The sequence below is a fragment of the Phaeodactylibacter xiamenensis genome, assembly GCF_000759025.1.
GTDB lineage: Bacteria > Bacteroidota > Bacteroidia > Chitinophagales > Saprospiraceae > Phaeodactylibacter > Phaeodactylibacter xiamenensis.
Genome location: NZ_JPOS01000084.1, coordinates 25600 through 45984 on the forward strand (window position 1 = coordinate 25600; position 20385 = coordinate 45984).

15 protein-coding genes are annotated in these 20385 nt (G+C 50.3%); 6 read left to right on the top strand and 9 right to left on the bottom strand.

Going from position 1 to position 20385, the window contains the following annotated elements:
- Positions 1-61: 61 nt before the first annotated feature.
- A complete protein-coding gene (locus tag IX84_RS24830; RefSeq protein ID WP_044227422.1) occupies positions 62-940 on the bottom strand; it encodes a glycosyltransferase family 8 protein in 879 nt (292 codons plus the stop codon).
- A gap of 45 nt (positions 941-985) precedes the next feature.
- On the bottom strand, positions 986-1885 hold the full coding sequence (locus IX84_RS24835; RefSeq protein WP_044227425.1) for a sulfotransferase: 900 nt from the start codon (positions 1883-1885) through the stop codon (positions 986-988).
- Between the two features lie 106 nt (positions 1886-1991).
- Between IX84_RS24835 and IX84_RS24840 the strand changes: the two genes are divergently transcribed.
- From IX84_RS24840 to IX84_RS24860, 3 genes are all read left to right on the top strand, one after another.
- Positions 1992-2594, top strand: a complete 603-nt coding sequence (locus tag IX84_RS24840; protein WP_152605232.1) for a sulfotransferase domain-containing protein — start codon at positions 1992-1994, stop codon at positions 2592-2594.
- Between the two features lie 295 nt (positions 2595-2889).
- On the top strand, positions 2890-4113 hold the full coding sequence (fucP, locus tag IX84_RS24850) for an L-fucose:H+ symporter permease (protein ID WP_044227870.1): 1224 nt from the start codon (positions 2890-2892) through the stop codon (positions 4111-4113).
- 370 nt (positions 4114-4483) lie between these two features.
- Positions 4484-5713 (top strand): ROK family protein, encoded by a 1230-nt coding sequence (locus tag IX84_RS24860; protein ID WP_044227436.1) that lies wholly within the window; start codon positions 4484-4486, stop codon positions 5711-5713.
- Positions 5714-5839: 126 nt separating this feature from the next.
- On the opposite strand, the gene yidC is transcribed toward IX84_RS24860, so the two are convergent.
- The 5 genes from yidC to IX84_RS31515 all read right to left on the bottom strand — a co-directional run bounded on the left by yidC (position 5840) and on the right by IX84_RS31515 (position 11581).
- The gene (gene yidC, locus IX84_RS24865; protein WP_044227439.1) at positions 5840-7726 is read right to left on the bottom strand and encodes a membrane protein insertase YidC; all 1887 of its coding nucleotides are present in this window, start codon (positions 7724-7726) and stop codon (positions 5840-5842) included.
- Between the two features lie 184 nt (positions 7727-7910).
- Entirely contained in the window at positions 7911-9134 is a 1224-nt protein-coding gene (locus tag IX84_RS24870; protein WP_044227443.1) for a pyridoxal phosphate-dependent aminotransferase, read from the bottom strand.
- 96 nt (positions 9135-9230) lie between these two features.
- On the bottom strand, positions 9231-10016 hold the full coding sequence (locus IX84_RS24875; RefSeq protein WP_044227445.1) for a hypothetical protein: 786 nt from the start codon (positions 10014-10016) through the stop codon (positions 9231-9233).
- A gap of 69 nt (positions 10017-10085) precedes the next feature.
- Positions 10086-10721 carry a helix-hairpin-helix domain-containing protein gene (locus IX84_RS31510; protein ID WP_052516377.1) on the bottom strand — a complete coding sequence of 212 codons (636 nt, stop codon included), beginning with the start codon at positions 10719-10721 and terminating at the stop codon, positions 10086-10088.
- Between the two features lie 26 nt (positions 10722-10747).
- Entirely contained in the window at positions 10748-11581 is an 834-nt protein-coding gene (locus IX84_RS31515) for an OmpA family protein (protein ID WP_052516378.1), read from the bottom strand.
- A 357-nt stretch (positions 11582-11938) separates the two neighbouring features.
- On the opposite strand from IX84_RS31515, the gene ffh reads away from it, so the two are divergent.
- Positions 11939-13333: a signal recognition particle protein gene (gene ffh, locus IX84_RS24890; protein ID WP_044227448.1), complete on the top strand. Its 1395-nt coding sequence runs from the start codon at positions 11939-11941 to the stop codon at positions 13331-13333.
- 82 nt (positions 13334-13415) lie between these two features.
- On the opposite strand, the gene IX84_RS24895 is transcribed toward ffh, so the two are convergent.
- A complete protein-coding gene (locus tag IX84_RS24895; protein WP_044227451.1) occupies positions 13416-13652 on the bottom strand; it encodes a hypothetical protein in 237 nt (78 codons plus the stop codon).
- A 221-nt stretch (positions 13653-13873) separates the two neighbouring features.
- Between IX84_RS24895 and IX84_RS24900 the strand changes: the two genes are divergently transcribed.
- Positions 13874-15604, top strand: a complete 1731-nt coding sequence (locus tag IX84_RS24900; protein WP_044227456.1) for a T9SS type A sorting domain-containing protein — start codon at positions 13874-13876, stop codon at positions 15602-15604.
- A gap of 94 nt (positions 15605-15698) precedes the next feature.
- On the opposite strand, the gene IX84_RS24905 is transcribed toward IX84_RS24900, so the two are convergent.
- Entirely contained in the window at positions 15699-17477 is a 1779-nt protein-coding gene (locus IX84_RS24905; protein WP_044227458.1) for an ABC transporter ATP-binding protein, read from the bottom strand.
- Positions 17478-17590: 113 nt separating this feature from the next.
- Between IX84_RS24905 and IX84_RS24910 the strand changes: the two genes are divergently transcribed.
- Positions 17591-19867 (top strand): choice-of-anchor B family protein, encoded by a 2277-nt coding sequence (locus IX84_RS24910; protein ID WP_044227461.1) that lies wholly within the window; start codon positions 17591-17593, stop codon positions 19865-19867.
- The last annotated feature ends 518 nt before the right edge of the window (positions 19868-20385 follow it).

The window sequence follows — 20385 nt, forward strand, 5'->3', positions numbered from 1 at the left end:
TTGAGACACGTCTAATTAGCAATATTTCCCTGAAACAGCTGACGGATTATACCTAAATTCCCTACCCTTCACTCCATTCCTCCAACATTTCCATGTACAGCTTATTCCACAACTGAAAGGCGCGCCAATACACCTTATTCTTAAGTACCATTCTTAAGACTTGGTCCGCCATCCACGGGTTTTTTTGACCCGGAAAATGGAAGATTTTTACATCTTCAAAGCTAAAACCTTCCTGCGTTTTTATATGCTCCGCCAGGTTGACCCGATAGTTGTAAATGCCAGGTAAGATATGATAATCATTTCTAAAAAAATGATTGAGCAGAAACTGATCTGTTGTTGGCCTTCCAAGCCCTTCGTAAAGCTTGGGGTCCAGCAAATCAAGGAGTGACTGGTATACTTTCCGGTTAACAAGTGCTTTATCAAGAAAGAAAATACCGGCATTAAATGTCCGGAACCACAAATTGCCACCCCGGTCAATATCTTGTACCATCTCAAACGTATCCCCATCCTTGGCAAAACCTTTATAAGAAACAGAGTCCTTACAGCACATTAGGCTATGGTCCATGTCGACCAACTCTTCAATGCTATCCTGAAAGAAAACGTCACTATCTATGTAGAAGTACTTGTCATACCCCTTTAGGTTAAAGAGGTTCAGGGAGTAAAAAACCATCTTTTTATAGGCGAGCCCGGGGCGGACTTTTAGTATCGCCTCCACCCGCTCTACGACCTCTGGAAATGGCTCTATAAACTTTACATTTGGAAACCGTTGCAAGTAGTCGCGATCTTTATCTGATAAATCATAGGCGTAGATGAGAATGTCGCCTTTAAACCAGTCGTTATATTTCAGGAAGGAATATAACATGACCAAGGTGCCCGGTACGAAGTTCGGGCTTGTTATGGTTACCAGGCAGACTTTTGTTTTTTTAGGCCAAAGCCTCATTGGAAATTCGTTTGGTATGTAACCTTATTTTAACGGCTGCTCAGGTTAACCAAGCTGCTGTTCATACAGCTGATATAACTGCTCCACTTCTTCCTTTTCGTAAAAAGACCAGCAGTGGTGATCGGTTGAATTTAAAAGCGCTTCCCCCATTTTCAGCATCTGGTCCCGATCATAGACCGTCCCCACATTTTTGCTCTCCAAAATGGTATGCGCCACATACGGCTGTCCTATCATTCCTTCCAGCACCTGCCCCTGCGTGTCTATAACGGACTCATACCGGATTACCCGATCGGGCTGAAGCTCAGCATACCGCTCCAGATAAAAATCCAGCAGGAACAGTTGGCGCTCCAACAGGCCTCCCATTTGCTCCAGTTGCCGCTGCATTTTGGGGTTCAACACTTCCAGGTGCCGCATCGTCCCTCTGGAAACCGGAATGGTAACGGTACTCCAGGACCCCAATACGGCGAGTGGGTTGCGAATGATGGCATAGCAGGGATAAGTCTTCATCAGGTCGGGCAGCAGCTGTGTGAATACCGAATTGTGCTTAACAAACAGCTTAAAGTCAGCGGTCAACGGCTTATCAAAATAGACCTCTGCACGACGAATCACTCTTTTACGAGCCCCTTCCGTACGCTCAAAATGATTATCGGTAACTTTCCCGTCTTTCCCCCTTACCGGAGCTTTACCCTCCGTCAAAAGGGTATGACGAAACCGATTCAAATGATCATTTATTCGTTCCAAACCTTCCTGATATGAACGCAAGCCGCGCCAGGCGATGGGTTCATTGAGTCCAATGATATTCTCTTGTTCACTAAGCAGTTTGCAAGTCAGGGTCGTACCTGCTCTGGGCAATCCGGTCAGGATCACAGAATTGGGCACTGCTGAGGTTTTATTCCCCTCTGCAGCGAACCACTTTTTCAATAGGGTTTTCAGATTCGTCATCATGAGATCAAATATAGCTTTAATGTAGAAAAACTCAATTCTAACGCAGATATTTATCCCAAACCAAAGTCCTGTGCACTCAGGCTGACCCTATTATTCAAACCTTAACATGATGCTAACCATTCCGAAAGACTTAACTCATCCTAAAGCCCAAGCCTCTAAGTACTTTTTTATTTCCCATCCTAAATCAGGAAGAACATGGATTCGCTACGCCTTGCACCTCTATTTTAATGCTTTGTCGAAAACAGATGATATGGAGACCTTTGTTTTTCGGCTCCCCCGTTTCTTTGGCAGTATTCATTTTACACATTTGGGTTATAACGATAAAAGAGAAATCGGCACAGCAGCCCCGGAAGCAATTGTTTCTATTATCCAAAAATTTGAGCAAAAGAAAATTTGTCTTTTCAGAGATGAGCGAGATACTGTTGTTTCTTTTTACCATCAGCTGTATCACAGGAAAGGCAGTTTTGGAGGATCGCTCTCAGAATTCATTAGGCATCCGCAATATGGTATCGAAGCCATAATCAGATTCAATTCCACGGTTTATCATACCTTAATCAAAGGTGATCCTAAAAAACACTACCCGATAACTTATGAAAACTTCATGGATGATGAATGGAACAATTTCATTAAGCTGCTTGAGTTTTTAGAATGGCCTATCGATGAACCACTACTTAAAAGACGTTGTCTATTGCTTCATTTGATTCTATGAAGCGAAAGGAAAACCAATTCCAAAGCAAACGGCTTAAGCCTGCCTCGTCAGCCCCCGACAGTTCAAAGATCAGGAAAGGAGTTATTGGGAACTATCGCCTGGAGCTTTCTCGGGCGGATATTGAATGGGTGGACGAGCAATTTGAAAAAGGCTCTGTTCTCAAGCATTTTCATATTTAGCGTGCTATTCATTATGCCTCTTTTTTGCACCTGTATGCAAAAATTATCCTATCATCGCATTACAAACCGCTGTAATGGCCGGTCATCAAACTAATGAAACGAAAAAACTAGCCTACATGAAAAAGAATCCGCATTTAATCCCCTTCATACTGGTCACCAGTCTGTTCTTCCTCTGGGGGCTCGCCAATATTCTTAATTCGGCACTCATTTCGCACTTTCAGCCGGTCTTTGACATCAGCCGGGCGCAGGCCCTGTTGGTAGAGACGGCCTTTTACCTGGGCTACTTTACGATTGCAGTGCCTGCCGGGCTGTACATGGAAAAATACACTTATAAAAAAGGGATCATTTTGGGCCTGCTGCTGTACGCCATCGGGGCCCTGCTTTTCATCCCGGCCGCCAAGATGCTCACCTTTGCCTTCTTCCTGTTGGCACTTTACGTCATCGCCAGTGGTCTGGCTTTTCTGGAAACGGCTGCTAATCCATATGTGACCATTCTCGGCCCCAGAGAAAATGCCACTCAGCGCCTCAACTTTGCACAATCCTTTAATGGCGTTGCACTGGTAGTCGGCCCCTACCTGGCTGGACTACTTATCTTCTCCGGCAATGAAGGCGACATGGCTACGCAGGAGGCCAAAGTACAAGCCGCTAATGCAGTGGTCGTACCTTATGTGGGTATCGCCGTGGCGGTATTAGTGGTCGCCCTCCTGATCTGGCGCACCCAAATGCCCGAGCCGGACAAGGGCGATAAACTGAAGTTTGACCCTGCCATTTTCAAGTTTCGCCACCTCATGCTCGCTGTGCTTGCGCAGTTGCTGTATGTTGGTGCCCAAGCGGGGCTTTGGGGCATTACCATCGACTTTGTTACAGAAATGATGCCAGGCGTGAGTAAGGAAGTAGCCTCCGGAGCTTACCTGGTAGCAGGCACCCTGCTGTTCGTGATCGGCCGCTTCATTGGCACTTTCCTAATGTCTTATATTAAGGACAGCACCCTGCTGGGCGTTTACGGATTGATTGCCGCCGGCCTTTGCCTAATGGGTATTATGCTGGGTGGCGCAGCGGCAGTTTACGCCATTCTTGCGGTCAACTTCTTTATGTCGATTATGTTCCCCACGATTTTTGGGCTGGGCGTCCGCGATTTGGGCAAACATACCAAGCTGGGTTCGTCTTTTATCATTATGGCCATTGTGGGCGGAGCGGTTTTCCCTCCAATTATGGGTATCCTCTCTGAGTCCGTTAACATTCAGGCCAGTTTCTGGATCCCAGTGGTGTCCTTCTTGTTTGTGGCCTTCTATGGCTTCCGTGGCTACATGCACCCTAAAGGGTTTGTGGCGGCGGAATAACGACTGCCCCTTTTCCAACTCAATGGCGCCATCGGGACCACAGATTCCGGTGGCGCTATTGTATTTAGAGCTTTGGACAAACGAAATAGGGTCAATGGCTACCCATTACAGCTACAGGCTTACAGCCTTTGGAGTAAAAATTTTCAAAAAAGGGTAGGAAAAATAAAAAATAACGAAAATAAAACCCTTCTTTTTGATATTTTTAAAAAACAAGCTGCGATATTTACCTTTGGGCTGGTTGAGCCCATAAATACCTGACCCTTCAGGTGCGCAAAATGGAGTGATGAAAGTTGAGGAAGGCATTCTGTTGCTGAAAATGCTAATCCTTTAACACTTCAACTTGCCAATACGATCAAACAGGAACCCTGGTATGAACAAGCTGTTTCTCACGGAGCAATTCAATGATTCGATAAGCGGCGTCGCCTATAAATCAATCCACCAAAAAAAACGCCTGCTGGCCTACTTTGCAGAACATGGCCCTTCTGCTATTGGCGATCTTCGCAGGGCCTTGCACCTTTCGGTTCCCAAAGTCACGGCCTTGCTCAACGAGCTGATGGAGGAGCAGTTTGTCAAAGACTATGGCAAGGACAACTCCACCGGCGGGCGCCCGCCTAACCTCTACGACCTGGCTGCCGAGTCTGCCTATTTTCTTGGGGTGGATGTGCACCGGACCTTTGTAAACATTGCGCTAACCGACTTCCAGAAAAACATTGTGAAAATCAAGGAGCAAGTTCCTTACACCCTTTCCAATACTCAGGAAAGTCTTGATGCCCTTTGCTTGCTCATCAAATCTTTCATGAAGGAATTAGGCCAGTCTCGGGAAAAAATCCTGGGCATTGGTGTCAACCTAACCGGCCGTGTCAACTCAGCTACCGGCTTTAGTTATAGCTTTTTCCACTTTGAAGAGCAACCTCTGAGCGAGGTCCTCAAAGACAAACTTGGCATTCAGGTAGTACTTGAAAATGATTCCCGGGCCATGGCCTATGGGGAGTTTGCAGCAGGAGTGGTTGAGCAGGAGCGAAATGTCTTGTTCCTCAATCTGGATTATGGTATCGGTATGGGCATGGTGCTGGATGGGCAGCTTTACTACGGCAAATCAGGATATTCTGGCGAGGTTGGGCACATGCCGGTCTTTGACAACAACATTATCTGCCAGTGCGGCAAAAAAGGATGCCTGGAGACCGAAGCTTCCGGATGGGCATTGGAGGAACGATTTAAAACCCGTGTCCGCAACGGTGCCACCACTCAATTGGTGCAAAATCAGGAGCACTTGAAGACAATTGACTTGGAAGCTATTATTCAGGTAGCAGAGTCAGATGATGTATTAGCCATCGAACTTATCGCAGAGATTGGTGAACAACTTGGCCGCGGCATCGCTGCACTGATCAACGTATTTAACCCGGAACTCGTTGTGCTGGGGGGTAGTCTTGCTGCTACCGGCGATTATATCCGCTTGCCATTGCTCAGTGCGCTTAACAAATACTCCCTGAGCCTGGTGAGCAATGATACCGCCCTCAAGGTATCCAACCTGGGCAACCGGGCTGGTGTCCTGGGTGCTTGCTTGCTGGTACAGCACAGGTTCCTTGCAACGAAGGCCTAATGCCCAGGCCCTCACAATGTGTTGGAACGGCACAGCCCGTTTCCCTAACAGCCATAAAAGCAAAAATAAAGCGGAGCAGCAGCATCTTCGCCCCTACTCCGCTCCATAAGCGCCTTTATGATCAGGCTATTTTTTGCGCTTTTTCTTTTGCTGTTCCTGAATAGCCTGCTGTTCCTTCAGGGCTTTTTCCAGGCGTTGCTGAAAACCCTTTTTCTTTTTCGGCTTTTGTTTGTACGCTTCCAGCTCCCGGTTGATCTTATCATTGTCGATGATGTAATTCTTGGTGACAATGGTCTGCGTAATATTGATCAGGTTACTGAACAGCAGGTAGCAGGTCAACCCAGCAGCAAAGCTATTAAAGAAACCCATGAACATGATCGGCATGATGTACTGCATGTACTTCATCGCCGGGTTGGCGCCCATGTCCATATGCCGGGTATTGTAGTAGGTGTAGATCAGTGTAGTGATCGCCCAGAGCAGGGTAAACAGGCTGATGTGCGCACCGAAGCCGAATGGGATTTCGAAGGGCAGTTTCCAGAAAATGTCGTATGAAGACAAGTCATTGGCCCACAAGAAGCTCGCCTGCCTGAATTCAATAGAGGCCGGGAAGAAGCGGTACAGGGCGAACCAGATCGGCATCTGAAGCACCATTGGCATACAGCCACCAAGCGGATTCACCCCAAATTCGCGGTACATCTTCATGGTCTCCATCTGCTGCTGCTGCTGATCGTCCTTGTATTTCTCCTTGACCCCCTCCATACGGGGCTTTAGGGCGGCCATTTTCGATTGGGAGTAAAGCATCTTGTAAGTCAATGGATACAGTACGAGCTTCACGACAAAGGTCAGCACCAGGATTACAATACCGGCACTTCCGATAAAACTCGACAGGAAGTTGAACACCGGACGGATAATCCATCGGTTGATGGACCCGAAAATGCTCCAGCCAAAGGGGATCACATCCTGCAAACCGTGCCCCATATTGTAGAGGCGGTCGAACTCATTGGGCCCGACATACATGTGCATGGCAAAAGACTCACTGCCTGAGCGGCCGTAGGGGATTTCTATTTCTGAAACCAACAGCTTGAGGTCTTCGCCTTCTTCAGGCAGCATTTTCGTTTCAAAAGTGCCGCCATCGAAACCATTCTCGGCAATCAGGGACGTGTTGAAGAACTGATTGGCGTTGGACACCCACTTCAGGCGTTGCCCGTCAATCTCCTCTGTATCGTCTCCGGTACAGCTACAGTAGTCCGGGGCGTCATCCATCGGTTTGAAATAAACGGTGGAATAGCGGCGCTCGTAGTCTTCGTTGTGCTCCAGCTTGTCCAGGTAGTTTACCCAGCTCAGCTTGATTTCATCCACGCCCTGAGACACCACGTTATTCAGCTGCTCGAGCTTGATATCGTAGTCAATATTATAGGACCCATCGGCGATGGAATAGGACTGTTCGAAGTAGCCACCGGTAGTCGTTGGCGCACGCAGGACGATGGACTGCTCGTTTTGCTCTGCCACATCGAAATACAAGCCTCCGGTGCTCACACCGCCGGAAGGCAGGTTAGCAATGGGCAGCAAGTATTCAAACTTATTTTTTTCATCTTCCAGGAGGTAGAGCGGCACTTCTTCGGTAGAACCATCCTCCAGGTAGCGGAGTTTTTTGTGGTTCTTGATGAGCACAGAAGTGATGCGCCCGCCCTTTGAAGAGAGATTCACCTTCATCAGGTCATTTTCCAGCACCAGGGTTTGTTCTTCACCATCCGCTGCAGCAGCAAAGGGGCCAAATGCCGCCTGCTGACGAAGGAGGGCCAGAGAATCATCCACGGTTTCCACCAGCTGTACGGCTTCCACGGTGTCCTTAGCTACTGCTTTGAGGCTGTCTACCCGCGCCTGTACCTGCGCAATAGAGTCCTGAAGGGCTTGTTGTTCCTGTATCTCCGCTTCAGTGGGCGCCATAAACTGTTGCCATGCCATCAGCAGGATAAAGATGAGCGTGAGTCCTATTATCGTATTCCTATCCATTCAGATCTTGAACTTTTTTCACCAATGCTGTGCTATTAAATAACTGAAAGTCAAAAAATTAGGCCAAAAATCATGTTCCGGCATGCGCACAGCGCTTCTAGAGCACCGCAAAAGTACAACTTTCAGGGTGCTTGCGGTAAACACAATAGATGTTTATTCAGAATTGTTCGGCCAGCCCGCTAATTTATGAGGCAGGAGTAGCTTCCATGGCTGCTTCCACCGCTTTGTAAGTTTCCAGTGCCACCTCCAGGCAATCCATCGCTTTTTCGAGGTCTTGCTCATTCAGAATGTAGGCAATCCGGACTTCATCGCGGCCCAGCCCGGGCGTGGCGTAGAACCCTTCGCCCGGAGAAAGCATGACGGTAGCCCCTTCGTGCTCAAAGAACTCCAGCAGCCACTGACAGAAATGCTCAGCGCTGCGCAACGGAAATTTTGCAAAGCAGTAAAAGGCACCACCGGGCAGATAGCTCACCACACCGGGCATAGCCTGCAGGCGATTGTAGACTACCTGCCGGCGGCGATCGTAGGCTTCAGTGACCTGACCGAGATAGCTGTCGTCCATGTCAAGGGTGGCTTCCGCCAAAATCTGTGCCAGCCCCGGAGGGCTCAGGCGAAGTTTGGCATAGCGGGTAGCGGCTTCCAAAACACCCTGATTGCGGGTAACCAATGCTCCGATGCGCGCTCCGCAGGCACTGTAGCGCTTGGAAATAGAGTCGACCACGATAACATGATCTTCCAGCCCTTCCAGGCGAAGGGCAGAGTAGAATTCCTTACCATCGTAGCAAAACTCCCGGTACACCTCGTCCACAAACAGGAACAAGTCGTATGCTTTGCACAACCGCCCCAGCTGTGTTAGATCTTCCCGGCTGTAAAAGCAACCGGTAGGGTTATTCGGGTTGGTGATAAAAATGCCCCGGGTCTTGTCCGTGATGACGGCTTCAAAGGCTTCTACCGGGGGTAAGGCAAAACCATCTTCAATATCACAGGTAATAGGCCGGATATTCAGGCTGCCAATCTGCGCAAAGCCATTGTAATTGGCATAAAACGGTTCGGGAACGATAACTTCGTCCCCTATGTCAAAACAAGACAGCATAGCGAACTGAATGGCTTCAGAACCTCCGGTCGTCACAATGATATCGTCAGGCGTAAGCGCGATCTCAAATTTACGATAGTACTCCACCAGCTTTTTACGGTAGCTCAATTGCCCCACTGCCGGGCTGTAAGCCAGTACTTTTAGCTGATTTTCACGCACCTTCTGCAGGGCGTACAATGGCGTTTCTATATCGGGCTGACCAATATTCAGGTGGTACACATGCTTACCGGCATCTTTGGCTTTGTCGGCAAAGGGGACCAGTTTTCGGAAAGGCGACATGGGAACATTTTTGCCCCGGCTGGAAATAGAAGGCATAGCGCTAATGTTTCTTATTAATTAGGGCCAAATATAGATTAATTTGAGTCAGCGGCGACGCCCAGGTGTGTTAAATCCAGACTTTTTGTACGATGCCTACTCCAGGCGGAAGGCTTCATCGGGCAGGTTTCCGAGGACTTCAATCCCGGTGATTTTTCGCTCGACCCGATCGCCACTCAGTTTCAGCCCGTTGTATTCCTGATAATTTTGCCATGGAACTACAAAGCCCGGCGCTTCATCCGCTGCATCGCGGAAGTAAGCCCACTGCCGCACCAGGTGCTCGTCCTGATCCACCCATACCAGGTATTTGTTCTGCGGGGTATCCCCGACTTCCTCGAAGGTCAGCTGCAGGACATCTGCTACTTTCCCGGCCTGCGTGGTATCTACACCCTGATATTTCAAGGTTACGCCAGAGTCCTTGAGCTTAAAAGGCATAAAAACCCAGTAGGCATCATTAATCCAGATGCTTTTGCCTTGTTGTAAGAGATTTTTCAAGCTGTCCGGCTCCGTAATGAGCGCTCCATCCACCCTGGCCTGCCCCTCTCCGGTATTCAGGTTGAAAGCCATGACGGTACTGCTGTCCGGCAGCATCGTGATCCGAACATTGCCGGTTTTCTTATCCCAGAGCAGGGTACGCCGGTTGAAAAAATTCCAGTGGAAGTAGCGGGACTGGTCCCAGGTGCGCCGGCCTCCCATTGCCTCCATCACCGAATCTGCGATGGCTATCGCCTTTTCATCTGATGCACCTGCATTGAAACCCGGGGCTGCCGGATTAGGGTATACCTGCGGTGCTGTCGTAAGTGTATCGTCCGTTTCTCCGGAAGGAGTGCAGGCTGACAGCCCGGCTAAAATCAGGAGTGAAAGTAAGTAGGCAATTCGCATGATTTTTTGTTTTTCACCACAACAGGCCGGAAAAGTAAGGGTTCATGATTTTCAGCTTTTTAGTCTCCCTCAGCTTTTGTCTATGCCACCCTGCAGCTCATCCTGTAGCTTTTGTAAAGCTTCCCATTCCCCGGCTGCTGCCAATGCAGCCTGCCGGGGCCAGGAATCCGGCTTTGCCAGGCCAAACCGTTTGCCAGCCTCATCCAGGATTTCCTGCAGCCGCTCTACGGTCGTATTTGCTAACTCCTTCCAGGTGTAAATTCCACCGGCATTAAGCAGCCCCTCGATTTTTGGGCCGATGCCCTCGATTTTTGTGAGGTCATCCGGGTTGGACGAGCGCCCCATGGCCACTACTAACGTAGGGCCCGTTGACAGCTCTACCCTCCCCTCTCCTTCACCGGCCTGCGCTAATTTGGATTCCAAGATCCGTTTGTCTGCTTCGCAGCTGTTCAGTTTTGCACGGATTTCCTTAAGGGTACCCTCCAACTGCTCGTGCTGATACTTCAGCCCCATGTAGTCCTTTTCCCAGTTGGTGCTCCGGGCCTGTAGTGCAGCATTGTCAACTTCCAGCTCCCGGAGCTTCTTTTTATTGCCACACAGCAAACAGCCAACGATAGCGCCCAGTATAAAAGCCAGGGCAGATAAAATGAGCCACCATAGCCAGCAAGGCTCAAGCGTGGCAAGAAATAGTGTTCCGAATTCCATAGTTGATTTCGTTTTGCTGAGGTTTTTTATTGCGGTTCAATACGGACTTCCACCCGGCGGTTCTGATAGCGCCCCTCCTCCGTAGCGTTAGAGGCAACTGGCTGGGCATCGCCTTTGGAATCCGTGGTAACCTGTGAGGCAGATACGCCGGCTTTTACCAGAAACTGCTTTATCGCTTCTGCTCGGGCCAGCCCCAGGCTTATATTCTGCTCTGCTGAACCTGTATTGTCCGTATGCCCTGTAATCCGCAACGGTTGCCCCGATGACCGTAGCCGTTCGGCCAGCTTAACCAGGAAGGAATCTACTTCCGGAGCATAAACCCGGTCAGCAGAACCTGTGGGAAAACGGATGGACACCCGGTCATCAAGTTGTTCTACAGAATTCTGAGCTTTGGGATCCACCCATTCAAACAATGCGCCCTCAAAAGGTGCAGATTTGGCGTCCGCCGGGGCCTTCACCTGACGGGCGCGCAACTGCAGGCGCGTACTGTCCAGCAGCCCGTCAAACAGCCGGGCTACTTCCTTTGCACGTGCAAGGCCAAGGTTTTCGGAACCGGCCGCTGCTTTTTCACCCTCGAAGTAGAGCCCCGTGATTTCCAGTAATTGCAAGGAGTCGCCCCCCAATACCTGCTTCCGCAAAAAAGCCTCAATACCTGTGCTAATGTAAGCTTCAGTATCAGACCATTTGAAATAAAGCGGGGAATCAGCAACAGCAGCCCGGTTTGCATCAGTGGATTCCGTGATTTCCTGTGGGGCTTCGTCGCAGGCATGGCAAAGCGCTTCATGGCAACCGTTGAAGGTCAGCAAGTAAAACACCAGCCACACTACGATTGCCAGGAGCAATTTTAGTGGAAAAGACATAGCTTCGTTTTGTTTATTGAATATTTGGTTTTCAGAACAGGCAACCCAATGTAGTCGTCTTAATTCAGGTAGCCTGTACTGTTTGTGCTAAGTGCGGGGAGCTATGACTTCTATAGATCAGTCATTAAATTAAGCCTTTTCAGCCGAAAAGTCACTTAAGGATTCGGACTTTTTAGGGCAGAAACCATAAATCTCAAATCATTTACCCCGTTTGTGCCGTTTCTATTAGCTGAATAGTGTACAATAAGGACGAGGCAATGCGAAAAAGTAACACCCGCTATACACATTATGGACAAGATGGAAGCTTTTTACTATTTTTGCACCCAGTTCACAATATCATAAACGAAGTAATAGAATATGTTCGATAGCTTAAGTGACCGGTTAGAGGGGGCCTTCAAAACCCTGAAAGGAGAGAGCAAGCTTACGGAGATTAACATCGCGCAGTCCGTAAAGGAAATCCGCCGTGCTCTCGTTGCGGCCGACGTGAACTATAAAATTGCCAAAGACTTTACAGATACCGTCAAGGAGAAAGCCCTTGGGCAGGAAAACGTCCTGAGTTCGGTGAAGCCCGGTGAGCTGATGGTCAAGATCGTCAACGACGAGCTCGTCAGCCTGATGGGTGGCGAAGCGGCTTCCTTCGACCTGAAAGGCAAACCATCAGTCATCCTGATTGCCGGCCTGCAGGGGTCTGGCAAAACCACTTTCTCAGGAAAACTGGCGCGCCACCTGAAAGTCAACAATAAGAAAAGCCCCCTGCTTGTAGCCTGTGACGTATACCGTCCGGCGGCGATCAATCAGCTTGGGGTGATTGGCGATCAGATCAAGGTGCCGGTGTACAAGGAAATGGAGAACAAAAATCCGGTAGAGATCGCGCTCAAGGGCATTGCGCACGCACAGGCGCATAGCCACGATGTGGTGATCATTGATACGGCCGGGCGTTTGTCGGTTGACGAAGAGATGATGGAGGAAATCTCCAACATCAAAGAAGCGGTGCAGCCTAATGAGACGCTATTTGTGGTGGACTCTATGACCGGGCAGGATGCGGTAAACACCGCCAAAGCCTTCAATGACCGCATCGACTACGACGGTGTGGTGCTGACCAAGCTCGATGGCGATACGCGCGGTGGTGCGGCGCTTTCCATCAAATACACCGTGGGCAAGCCGATCAAGTTTGTTTCCACCGGTGAAAAGATGGACACGCTTGATGTCTTCCACCCCGACCGTATGGCCAGCCGTATTTTAGGCATGGGTGATATCATCTCCTTTGTGGAACGTGCTGAGCAGCAGTTCGACGAGGAGCAGGCCAAGAAGCTGGAGAAGAAGATCAAGAAGAATAAGTTTGACTTCAATGACTTTCTGGAACAGATTGGGCAAATCCGGAAGATGGGCGACCTCAAAAGCCTGATGAGCATGATTCCGGGCATGAGCAAAATGACGAAGAACCTCGATATTGACAATAATGCCTTTAATAAGGTGGAAGCGATCATCTTCAGTATGACGCCTCAGGAACGCGCCAACCCTGAGCTGATGAATACGAGCCGTAAGCGCCGTATTGCCGGTGGTTGCGGGCAGTCGATTGAGGAGATCAACATGTTCCTGAAGCAGTTCGACCAAATGCGGAAGATGATGCACAAGATGAGCAAGATGCCGGGCATGGGCATGGGTGCTCCGGGCGGCAAAGGTGGTACAGCCGGCAAGCGTGGCAAAAAAATGGGCGGTATAGCCCGTCGCCGGGCGAAGCGCAAGCGCTAAAGCTCGAAACAAGCAATAAAAAAAAACGGATGCTCGTTAAGTCGGGCATCCGTTTTTTAGTCGGGTGGTGAAAAAATGCGGCTTAGCTTGCCGGCAAAAAGCGCTTTCCTACTTCAAACGCCTTTTTGATCAGGCGCACATCGGGCAGAACCACAGAACCAGATTCTGATTCAATGCGGTCTTCGTAATCCAGTTCCTCAACAGCCGTATCCTCTCCAATATTCAACTGATGAGAAGCTACATTGAGAAAAGTGTAAGCGGAAAGACTAGCTGCCAGTGCCAGCGAAACGAGTACAGTACGGGTGTTTGGCTTTTTCATTTCCTAGATTTCTAATAAGTCACTGCAATAATACAGATTTTCTACCAGCATGTCCAGCAGAATCGACGAAAGTGCCTGTTTTTCGGACACATTTCTGCATCAATGACGGATGCCTTGAGCAAAAAGTTGCACGCTATTTAAAATTTAACACCTCCACACTTTGTCAGTAAGCTAACATATCCCTATTTTCATTCCAGAAATTAAATAAAACACCATTTAGTATGAAAAAACTTTACCAACTGCTGGCAATATGCTGCCTTGTTAGTTTGGCTGCCAACCCACTGATGGCACAGATTCCAAACGATTCTCCGATTCCGGTCGACGTCTTTTTTGAAGTGCCTGGTACAGGCTTGACCCGGACGATCGGAGACTACACTTCTGTAAGTAACTCTACAGAATGGGGTACACAACCACTCCGCACCACCGTATCCGCAGAAGTAATGTGGGTCGATGATGATGATATCGCAGGCGATGGTATGGATACCTTAGGTTGCGACACCTCTACCATGGTCGACTACACGGACAAAATGGTTTTGATCCGCCGTGGAGGTTGCTTCTTCAGTGATAAAATCTACTACGCTCAGCAAGCAGGTGCCATTGCTGTGGTCATTGTTAATGCAGACGGTAGTGATGCTACCGGAGGTATGGCGGCTGGTGACGAAAAAGGGTTAGAGGTAACCATCCCATCTGTTTTCCTGAACGATCCGGGCGAAGCTGCCGGCTTCATTGAGGCATTGGATGCTGGTGAAACCGTAATCGGGACTTTCCAGGTACGCGGATTCTTTGGTGACCTGGGGCCTGACCGCTACGGGACGCCGCTGGCTCAGGTAACTCCTTTTGAGAACATCTCAGTAGACCTTCTGAACCTGGACCCGATGGAACCGGTCCTTGATGTCTCTGCCAGCGTTGACATCATCGCTCCGGATGGCACAGAAACCAAGCTGACCGCTGAGGTGGATACCATTAATCCTGATGTCATTCACACCTTTGAGTTTGAGCCTTACACACCCGCTGAAGTGGGTACCTACGAGATGTTGTACACCAACTCTTTGACCGCGGATACCCTGCGGCGTCAGTTTGCTGTTACGGACTTCACCTTCCAAATGGACAATGGCAATATCCCGGAATGGCCGGTGGACAGCTGGATTGCCACAACCAGCGAGGGCTTCGTCGAAGACTTGCTGACTTATGACTTTGGCAACTACTTTGAGACCAATGACCAGGGTGCAATGGCTACACATGCCACTTTCTCCCTTGGCAACCCGGATTCTATCCGCACGGGCTTCAACGATGCTGACATTTTCTTCCTGACGCTGTTTGACACAGATCCCGATGGAGATGGTCAAAGCGCTACCGGTGATGAAATCGACTACTCGACCTTCGAGATTGTAGGACAGGCGGTTTACATCCTGAACGGTAACGAAGAGCCTTATGACCTCCTTACCGTGGAATTCCCTGAGCCGGTCGAGCTGAAAGCCAATACCGGCTACCTGCTCATGGCACAGTATAACGGTGTAAATGCCGCACTCGGTATTCCACCATGGTACACTTACGCGGGCAATGAAGCTTACCCTGGCTTAAGCACCATGACTTTCACAGATCAGCTTTATACTGGTGGCTGGGCTGGCGACTTCCGCGCAGTGGTTCGCCTGCACCTGAATGGCTTCAGCGTGGACGCAGAAGACATTACTCTGGCGGACAACAAAGCGACGGTTTTCCCTAACCCCGCCAACGAGACCTTCCAACTGGAGCTGCAGCTGGACGAATATGCAGATGAGGTACGCGTAGCACTGGTAGATATGTTCGGCAGAGTGATCGAGCGCAATGTCTACGAAGGCGTGAAGGGCGGCACTTATACCTTCAATACCGCTAACCTCGCCGCTGGCACTTACTTCCTGGGTATTCAAACCCCGGAAGGACAAGCGACTAAGCGGATTGTGGTCATCCACTAGGTGAACGACTCACGTTCCTAAAAACAATGGGCTCAGCTGGTCACGTACCGGCTGAGCCCGTTTTTATTGAAAGTTTTTTTTTCAAATATAGTCCCTAGACCAGCCGGCTCCGCCCCTGCGGAATCGCCTGAATCAACTTCTTCGTGTATTCGTTCTGAGGGTTTTCATAGATTTCATCGCTGTATCCTTGCTCTACAATCTTACCGGCATTCATAACGATCATGCGGTCAGACATGAACTTGACCACCGACAAATCATGCGAAATAAAGATGTAGGTGAATTTGTACTTTTCCCGGAGCTCCATCAACAGGTTCAGCACTTGCGCCTGTACGGAGACATCCAAAGCAGAAACGGACTCATCACAAATAATGAACTTGGGGTTCAATGCCAGCGCCCGGGCAATAGCGATGCGCTGCCGCTGCCCTCCCGAAAACTCGTGCGGATAACGGTCAAAGTACTGAGGCGGCATGCTTACCGTTTCCAGTAACTGCAATACCCGGTCCCGCCTTTCAGCGTCTGAGCTGTACAGCCCGTGTACCTGCATGGGCTCCATAATCGCCTTACCGATGGTCATACGGGGATTGAGGGAAGCGTAGGGGTCCTGAAAAATAATCTGCATATCCTGCCGCAACGGCTTCCAGTCTTTTTCTGAAAGATCGAGGAGGGATTGCCCTTTGTATTCCACCCGGCCACTGCGCACCGGTGCCAAGCCGAGGAGGCTCCGCCCGAGAGTCGTCTTCCCGCAGCCCGACTCTCCAACCAGTCCGAGGGTTTCTCCGGGGTAAACTTCAAAGCTCACGTCGTCCACGGCGCGGATGAAGTCTTTGGGCTTGCCCCAAAAGTTGTGCCTGGCCGGAAACCATGTTTGCAGGTTACTGACTTTCAGGATGGGCTCCTGTTGCTTGAGTACCCGGCTCCGGCGAAGCTGTTCCATGGCAGGCACCCGCTGCCCACGGATTACGGCCTCAAGGGTGACGGCTTTTTCCAGGATTTCCACTGCACCGTCATCCGATTTTTTCACTTCCATAAAGTCACTGACCACAGGCAGGCGCTTGAGCCGGTAGTTGAGCGGCGGGCGGCAGGCCAGCAAGCTTTTGGTGTAAGGGTGTTTAGGGTTGGAAAAGAGGTCCTCTACCCTGCCCTCTTCGACGATTTTCCCCTTGTACATCACTAATACCCGGTCGGCAATTTCGGAAATCACCCCCAGGTCGTGCGTAATAAAAATGACCGATGAACCCAGCTCTGTTTTCACCTTCGCCATGAGCTCCAGAATCGCTTTCTGTACCGTCACATCAAGGGCGGTAGTGGGCTCGTCGGCAATAAGCACGCCCGGCTTGCAGCTCATAGCCATGGCAATCATGACCCTTTGCTTCTGCCCCCCGGACAGCTGGTGGGGATAAGCCTGATAAATACGGGCAGGGTCTGGCAGCTGCACTTCGTCAAATAAGGCCAGGGCACGGGTTTTGGCTTCGCTTTTGGAAAGCTTCAGGTGGTGGCGCATCCCTTCAGCAACCTGCTCGCCACAACGGAAAACCGGGTTTAGGGATGACATAGGTTCCTGGAAAATCATGGCAAGTTCGCTGCCCCGGTAGTGCCGCATCGATTTCCTCGGCAGCTCCTGTAAATTCACACCAGCGGGCGTTTCTTCCGGGAAGTACCCAACGGTCCCTCCCAGAATCCGGCCCGGGGAAGGAATCAGCCGCATTAGCGATAAGGCCGTGACAGACTTGCCAGAGCCCGATTCCCCTACGATACCCAGTGTCTCGCCCCTGTAGAGGTCAAAACTGACCCCATCCACCGCACGGACTTCGCCCGCATCAGTGAAGAACGAAGTTCGCAGGTTTTTTACCGCTAAAAGTTTATCTTTAGTCATGCGTCCATTTTCCTTCCTTAAGTCTATATTGAGATTTCACCTTTTGGGTGCATTCGCTCCAAAAACGGATTCTCAACACAGCCTAAACAAATTGCAAAATAAAAAAAATCATCATGCAACGACTGCTTATCCTGCTGCTTGTTTGCAGCGGACCTTTTTTCTCCCGGGCCCAGGACAGCCTCAATATGACCGCCCTTTCCGTGTGGGATGACAACAGCCTCCCCTCCCTTGGATCGCTGAGCTACAATGATATCTGGGGATATACCGCCCCGGATGGCCGGGAGTACGCCATTTTGGGCAATGTGGGCACCACCGTATTTTTTGACATTACCAGCCCGGAAGCGATCGTGGAAGTCGGCCGTTTCCCCGGTCAGCTCAACTCCATTTGGCGGGATTACAAAACCTATGGCGAATACGCCTACATGTGCGCAGACCAGGGCTCCGAAGGGCTGACCATCTTCGACCTGCGCCAACTGCCGGATACAGTGATTCAGGTCTCCCAGAGCACCGAATTCTTTACCCGGGCCCACAACATCTTTATCGACGAAGCTAACGGGCGGCTGTACGTAGCCGGCGGCAACAACCCTTCGAATGGTGTTACCATCCTCGACCTCACTCAAAACCCGGCTGCCCCTACCCTTTTGGGCAATCCCATACTGCCGGCCGGAGGGTACATTCATGACATCTTCGTCCGCGACAACATCGCTTATTGCTCCCATGGTACAAGCGGGTTTTCTATTTACGATCTTTCTGATCCCACCACTCCGGTCACCATGGGCACCCTGAGCAACTATCCTGAGCAGGGGTACAACCATTCCAGCTGGCTTCATGGGGATGGAGACCACCTCGTTTTCGCAGATGAAACTTTTGGGCGCAGCCTGAAAATGGTCGATGTGAGCGACCCGCTGGAAATGGAGGTCGTTGACCTTTTCAAATCAGAATTGCTGGCACCACAGGCGACCGGCTCTATCGCGCACAACCCTTTTATCCGGGGAGATTATGCCATTATTTCCTACTACCACGAAGGGGTGCAGGTTTTTGATATTAGTGACCCGCTGAATGTGACCTCATTTGCCTACTACGACACCCATCCACAGAACACCAACTATCAGGGTTACGATGGCTGCTGGGGCGTTTATCCGTTTTTCCCTTCCGGTACGATTATCGCTTCTGATACTGAAAATGGGTTGTATGTCCTTCAACCGGAGGGCTGGAGCTTTGAAAGCGAGCCGGTCTTCTCAGCCAGCCTAAGCCAAAGCGGAAGCGTGCAGCTTTGCGAAGAGGAAACACTCACCCTCTCTGCCACCATCGCCGGGGAGGGCTGGGTGTGGGAAAACAGTGGTACGCCCCTACCCGATGATCCAATGGCAAGCCTGACCATTCAGGAGCCCGGGCAGTACTACCTGGTCAACAATACCGGGACCTTCCCGACCTATTCCGATACCCTGACGGTCAGTATCACTGAGCTGCCTGCCTTTACAGGGCTGGAAGCAGCCTATACTTTCTGTCCCGGCGTACCCATGGAAATTGCCTTTGATGCGGAGCCGGACTTTGATTCGATCCTGCTTTTGCAACAACCGGGCAGCGTATTGATTGAGAATACCGATATGGAGTCCTTTCTCCTTCCCACACCTGGCAATTACAGCTTCCTGGGCATTCTGGATGATTGTACAACCGAGTCTGCTGTCCTGGAAGCTACTCGGTTGCCCGCCGCGCCCGCACCGGAGTTTCAGCCTTTCATCCCGCCACTTTGCGAGGGAGACAGCCTGATCCTTAGTGTGGAGCAAAGCCCGGGTTACGTCTACACCATTACTGACCTTGGGCTCAGCTTTACGGATACGAGCCTGTTATTGATACCAGCTGATGTGTACGAAATTACTGCCAGCAACGGACAGTGCGACACGGCATTCATCGTGGGTGAAGTGCCAGCCTCCCTGCCTGCCCCTGGTATTCAGCAGGTGGAGGACACGCTGTATTGCGACCTGACGAACAGTGGCTTATTTATCTGGCTGTACGAAGGCGTACCGGTAGATACCACTACAGTGCCGTATTTCCTGCCGAACGAGGAGGGTACTTATCAGGTGGGCGCTCAAAATGAGGCATTCTGCTGGGGGTATTCTGAACCAATTGAGGTGATGCTTAGCAGTACTGAGGATGCGCAACTTCAGCAACTCCGGATTTTCCCTAACCCGGCGTACGGGGAGCTCTTCCTCGAAAGCCCGGTGAGGATTGAGGGGATTCAGGTTTTTAATGCACAGGGGCAGCGGGTTTTACAGTCCTCGGTGTATGCCGGGCCGCTTCCGACAGGCCAATGGGCGGCAGGGCCTTATTTTATTAGTATCAAGCGGGAAGGGTTGCCCTGGGTGCATTTGAAGTTTATTAAACGGTAGGGTTGTTATACAATTATTAGACGAGGAAATCTATGCCTTATTGCACAGGAAGAACATGCGACTTCTACGAAGTCGGGCTGCTAATTGTTTTCCGGGGTTAGTAAGGTTTGACTTCTACGAAGTCAGCCGTCTTGAGCAAGGCGGATCGCTGCGAGGGCCTGATCCACTGACCGTCGGCAAATTGATTGGACTGCTGAAAGCTGGAACGTTTTGAATACGCTGTGCGCTGCTGGTGGTAATAGGTTGGAATTCTACGAAGTCAGTCATCTTAGGCAAGGCGGTTCGCTGCAAGGGCCTGATTCACTGACCGTCGGCAAATTGATTGGACTGCTGAAAGCCGGAACGTTTTGAATACGCTGTGCGCTGCTGGTGGTAATATACGAAGTCGCTCCCTCTTTTTCGGTGAGGCAGCATAGAGGTCTGAATTACTGCCCTTCGGCAATTAGCAAGCAGGAAGGTGCTCCGAAATATTTCGGCGCCTTTCAACAGGTGCTGCTTGTAACGCTAGCTACCTGGGA

Coding starts and splice junctions, on each gene's coding strand:
- IX84_RS24840 (WP_152605232.1), top strand. CDS start 1,992: ATGATGCTAACCATTCCGAAAGACTTAACTCATCCTAAAGCCCAAGCC.
- IX84_RS24900 (WP_044227456.1), top strand. CDS start 13,874: ATGAAAAAACTTTACCAACTGCTGGCAATATGCTGCCTTGTTAGTTTG.
- IX84_RS24860 (WP_044227436.1), top strand. CDS start 4,484: ATGAACAAGCTGTTTCTCACGGAGCAATTCAATGATTCGATAAGCGGC.
- fucP (WP_044227870.1), top strand. CDS start 2,890: ATGAAAAAGAATCCGCATTTAATCCCCTTCATACTGGTCACCAGTCTG.
- IX84_RS24830 (WP_044227422.1), bottom strand. CDS start 940: ATGAGGCTTTGGCCTAAAAAAACAAAAGTCTGCCTGGTAACCATAACA.
- IX84_RS24875 (WP_044227445.1), bottom strand. CDS start 10,016: ATGCGAATTGCCTACTTACTTTCACTCCTGATTTTAGCCGGGCTGTCA.
- IX84_RS31515 (WP_052516378.1), bottom strand. CDS start 11,581: ATGTCTTTTCCACTAAAATTGCTCCTGGCAATCGTAGTGTGGCTGGTG.
- IX84_RS24895 (WP_044227451.1), bottom strand. CDS start 13,652: ATGAAAAAGCCAAACACCCGTACTGTACTCGTTTCGCTGGCACTGGCA.
- yidC (WP_044227439.1), bottom strand. CDS start 7,726: ATGGATAGGAATACGATAATAGGACTCACGCTCATCTTTATCCTGCTG.
- IX84_RS31510 (WP_052516377.1), bottom strand. CDS start 10,721: ATGGAATTCGGAACACTATTTCTTGCCACGCTTGAGCCTTGCTGGCTA.
- ffh (WP_044227448.1), top strand. CDS start 11,939: ATGTTCGATAGCTTAAGTGACCGGTTAGAGGGGGCCTTCAAAACCCTG.
- IX84_RS24870 (WP_044227443.1), bottom strand. CDS start 9,134: ATGCCTTCTATTTCCAGCCGGGGCAAAAATGTTCCCATGTCGCCTTTC.
- IX84_RS24910 (WP_044227461.1), top strand. CDS start 17,591: ATGCAACGACTGCTTATCCTGCTGCTTGTTTGCAGCGGACCTTTTTTC.
- IX84_RS24835 (WP_044227425.1), bottom strand. CDS start 1,885: ATGATGACGAATCTGAAAACCCTATTGAAAAAGTGGTTCGCTGCAGAG.
- IX84_RS24905 (WP_044227458.1), bottom strand. CDS start 17,477: ATGACTAAAGATAAACTTTTAGCGGTAAAAAACCTGCGAACTTCGTTC.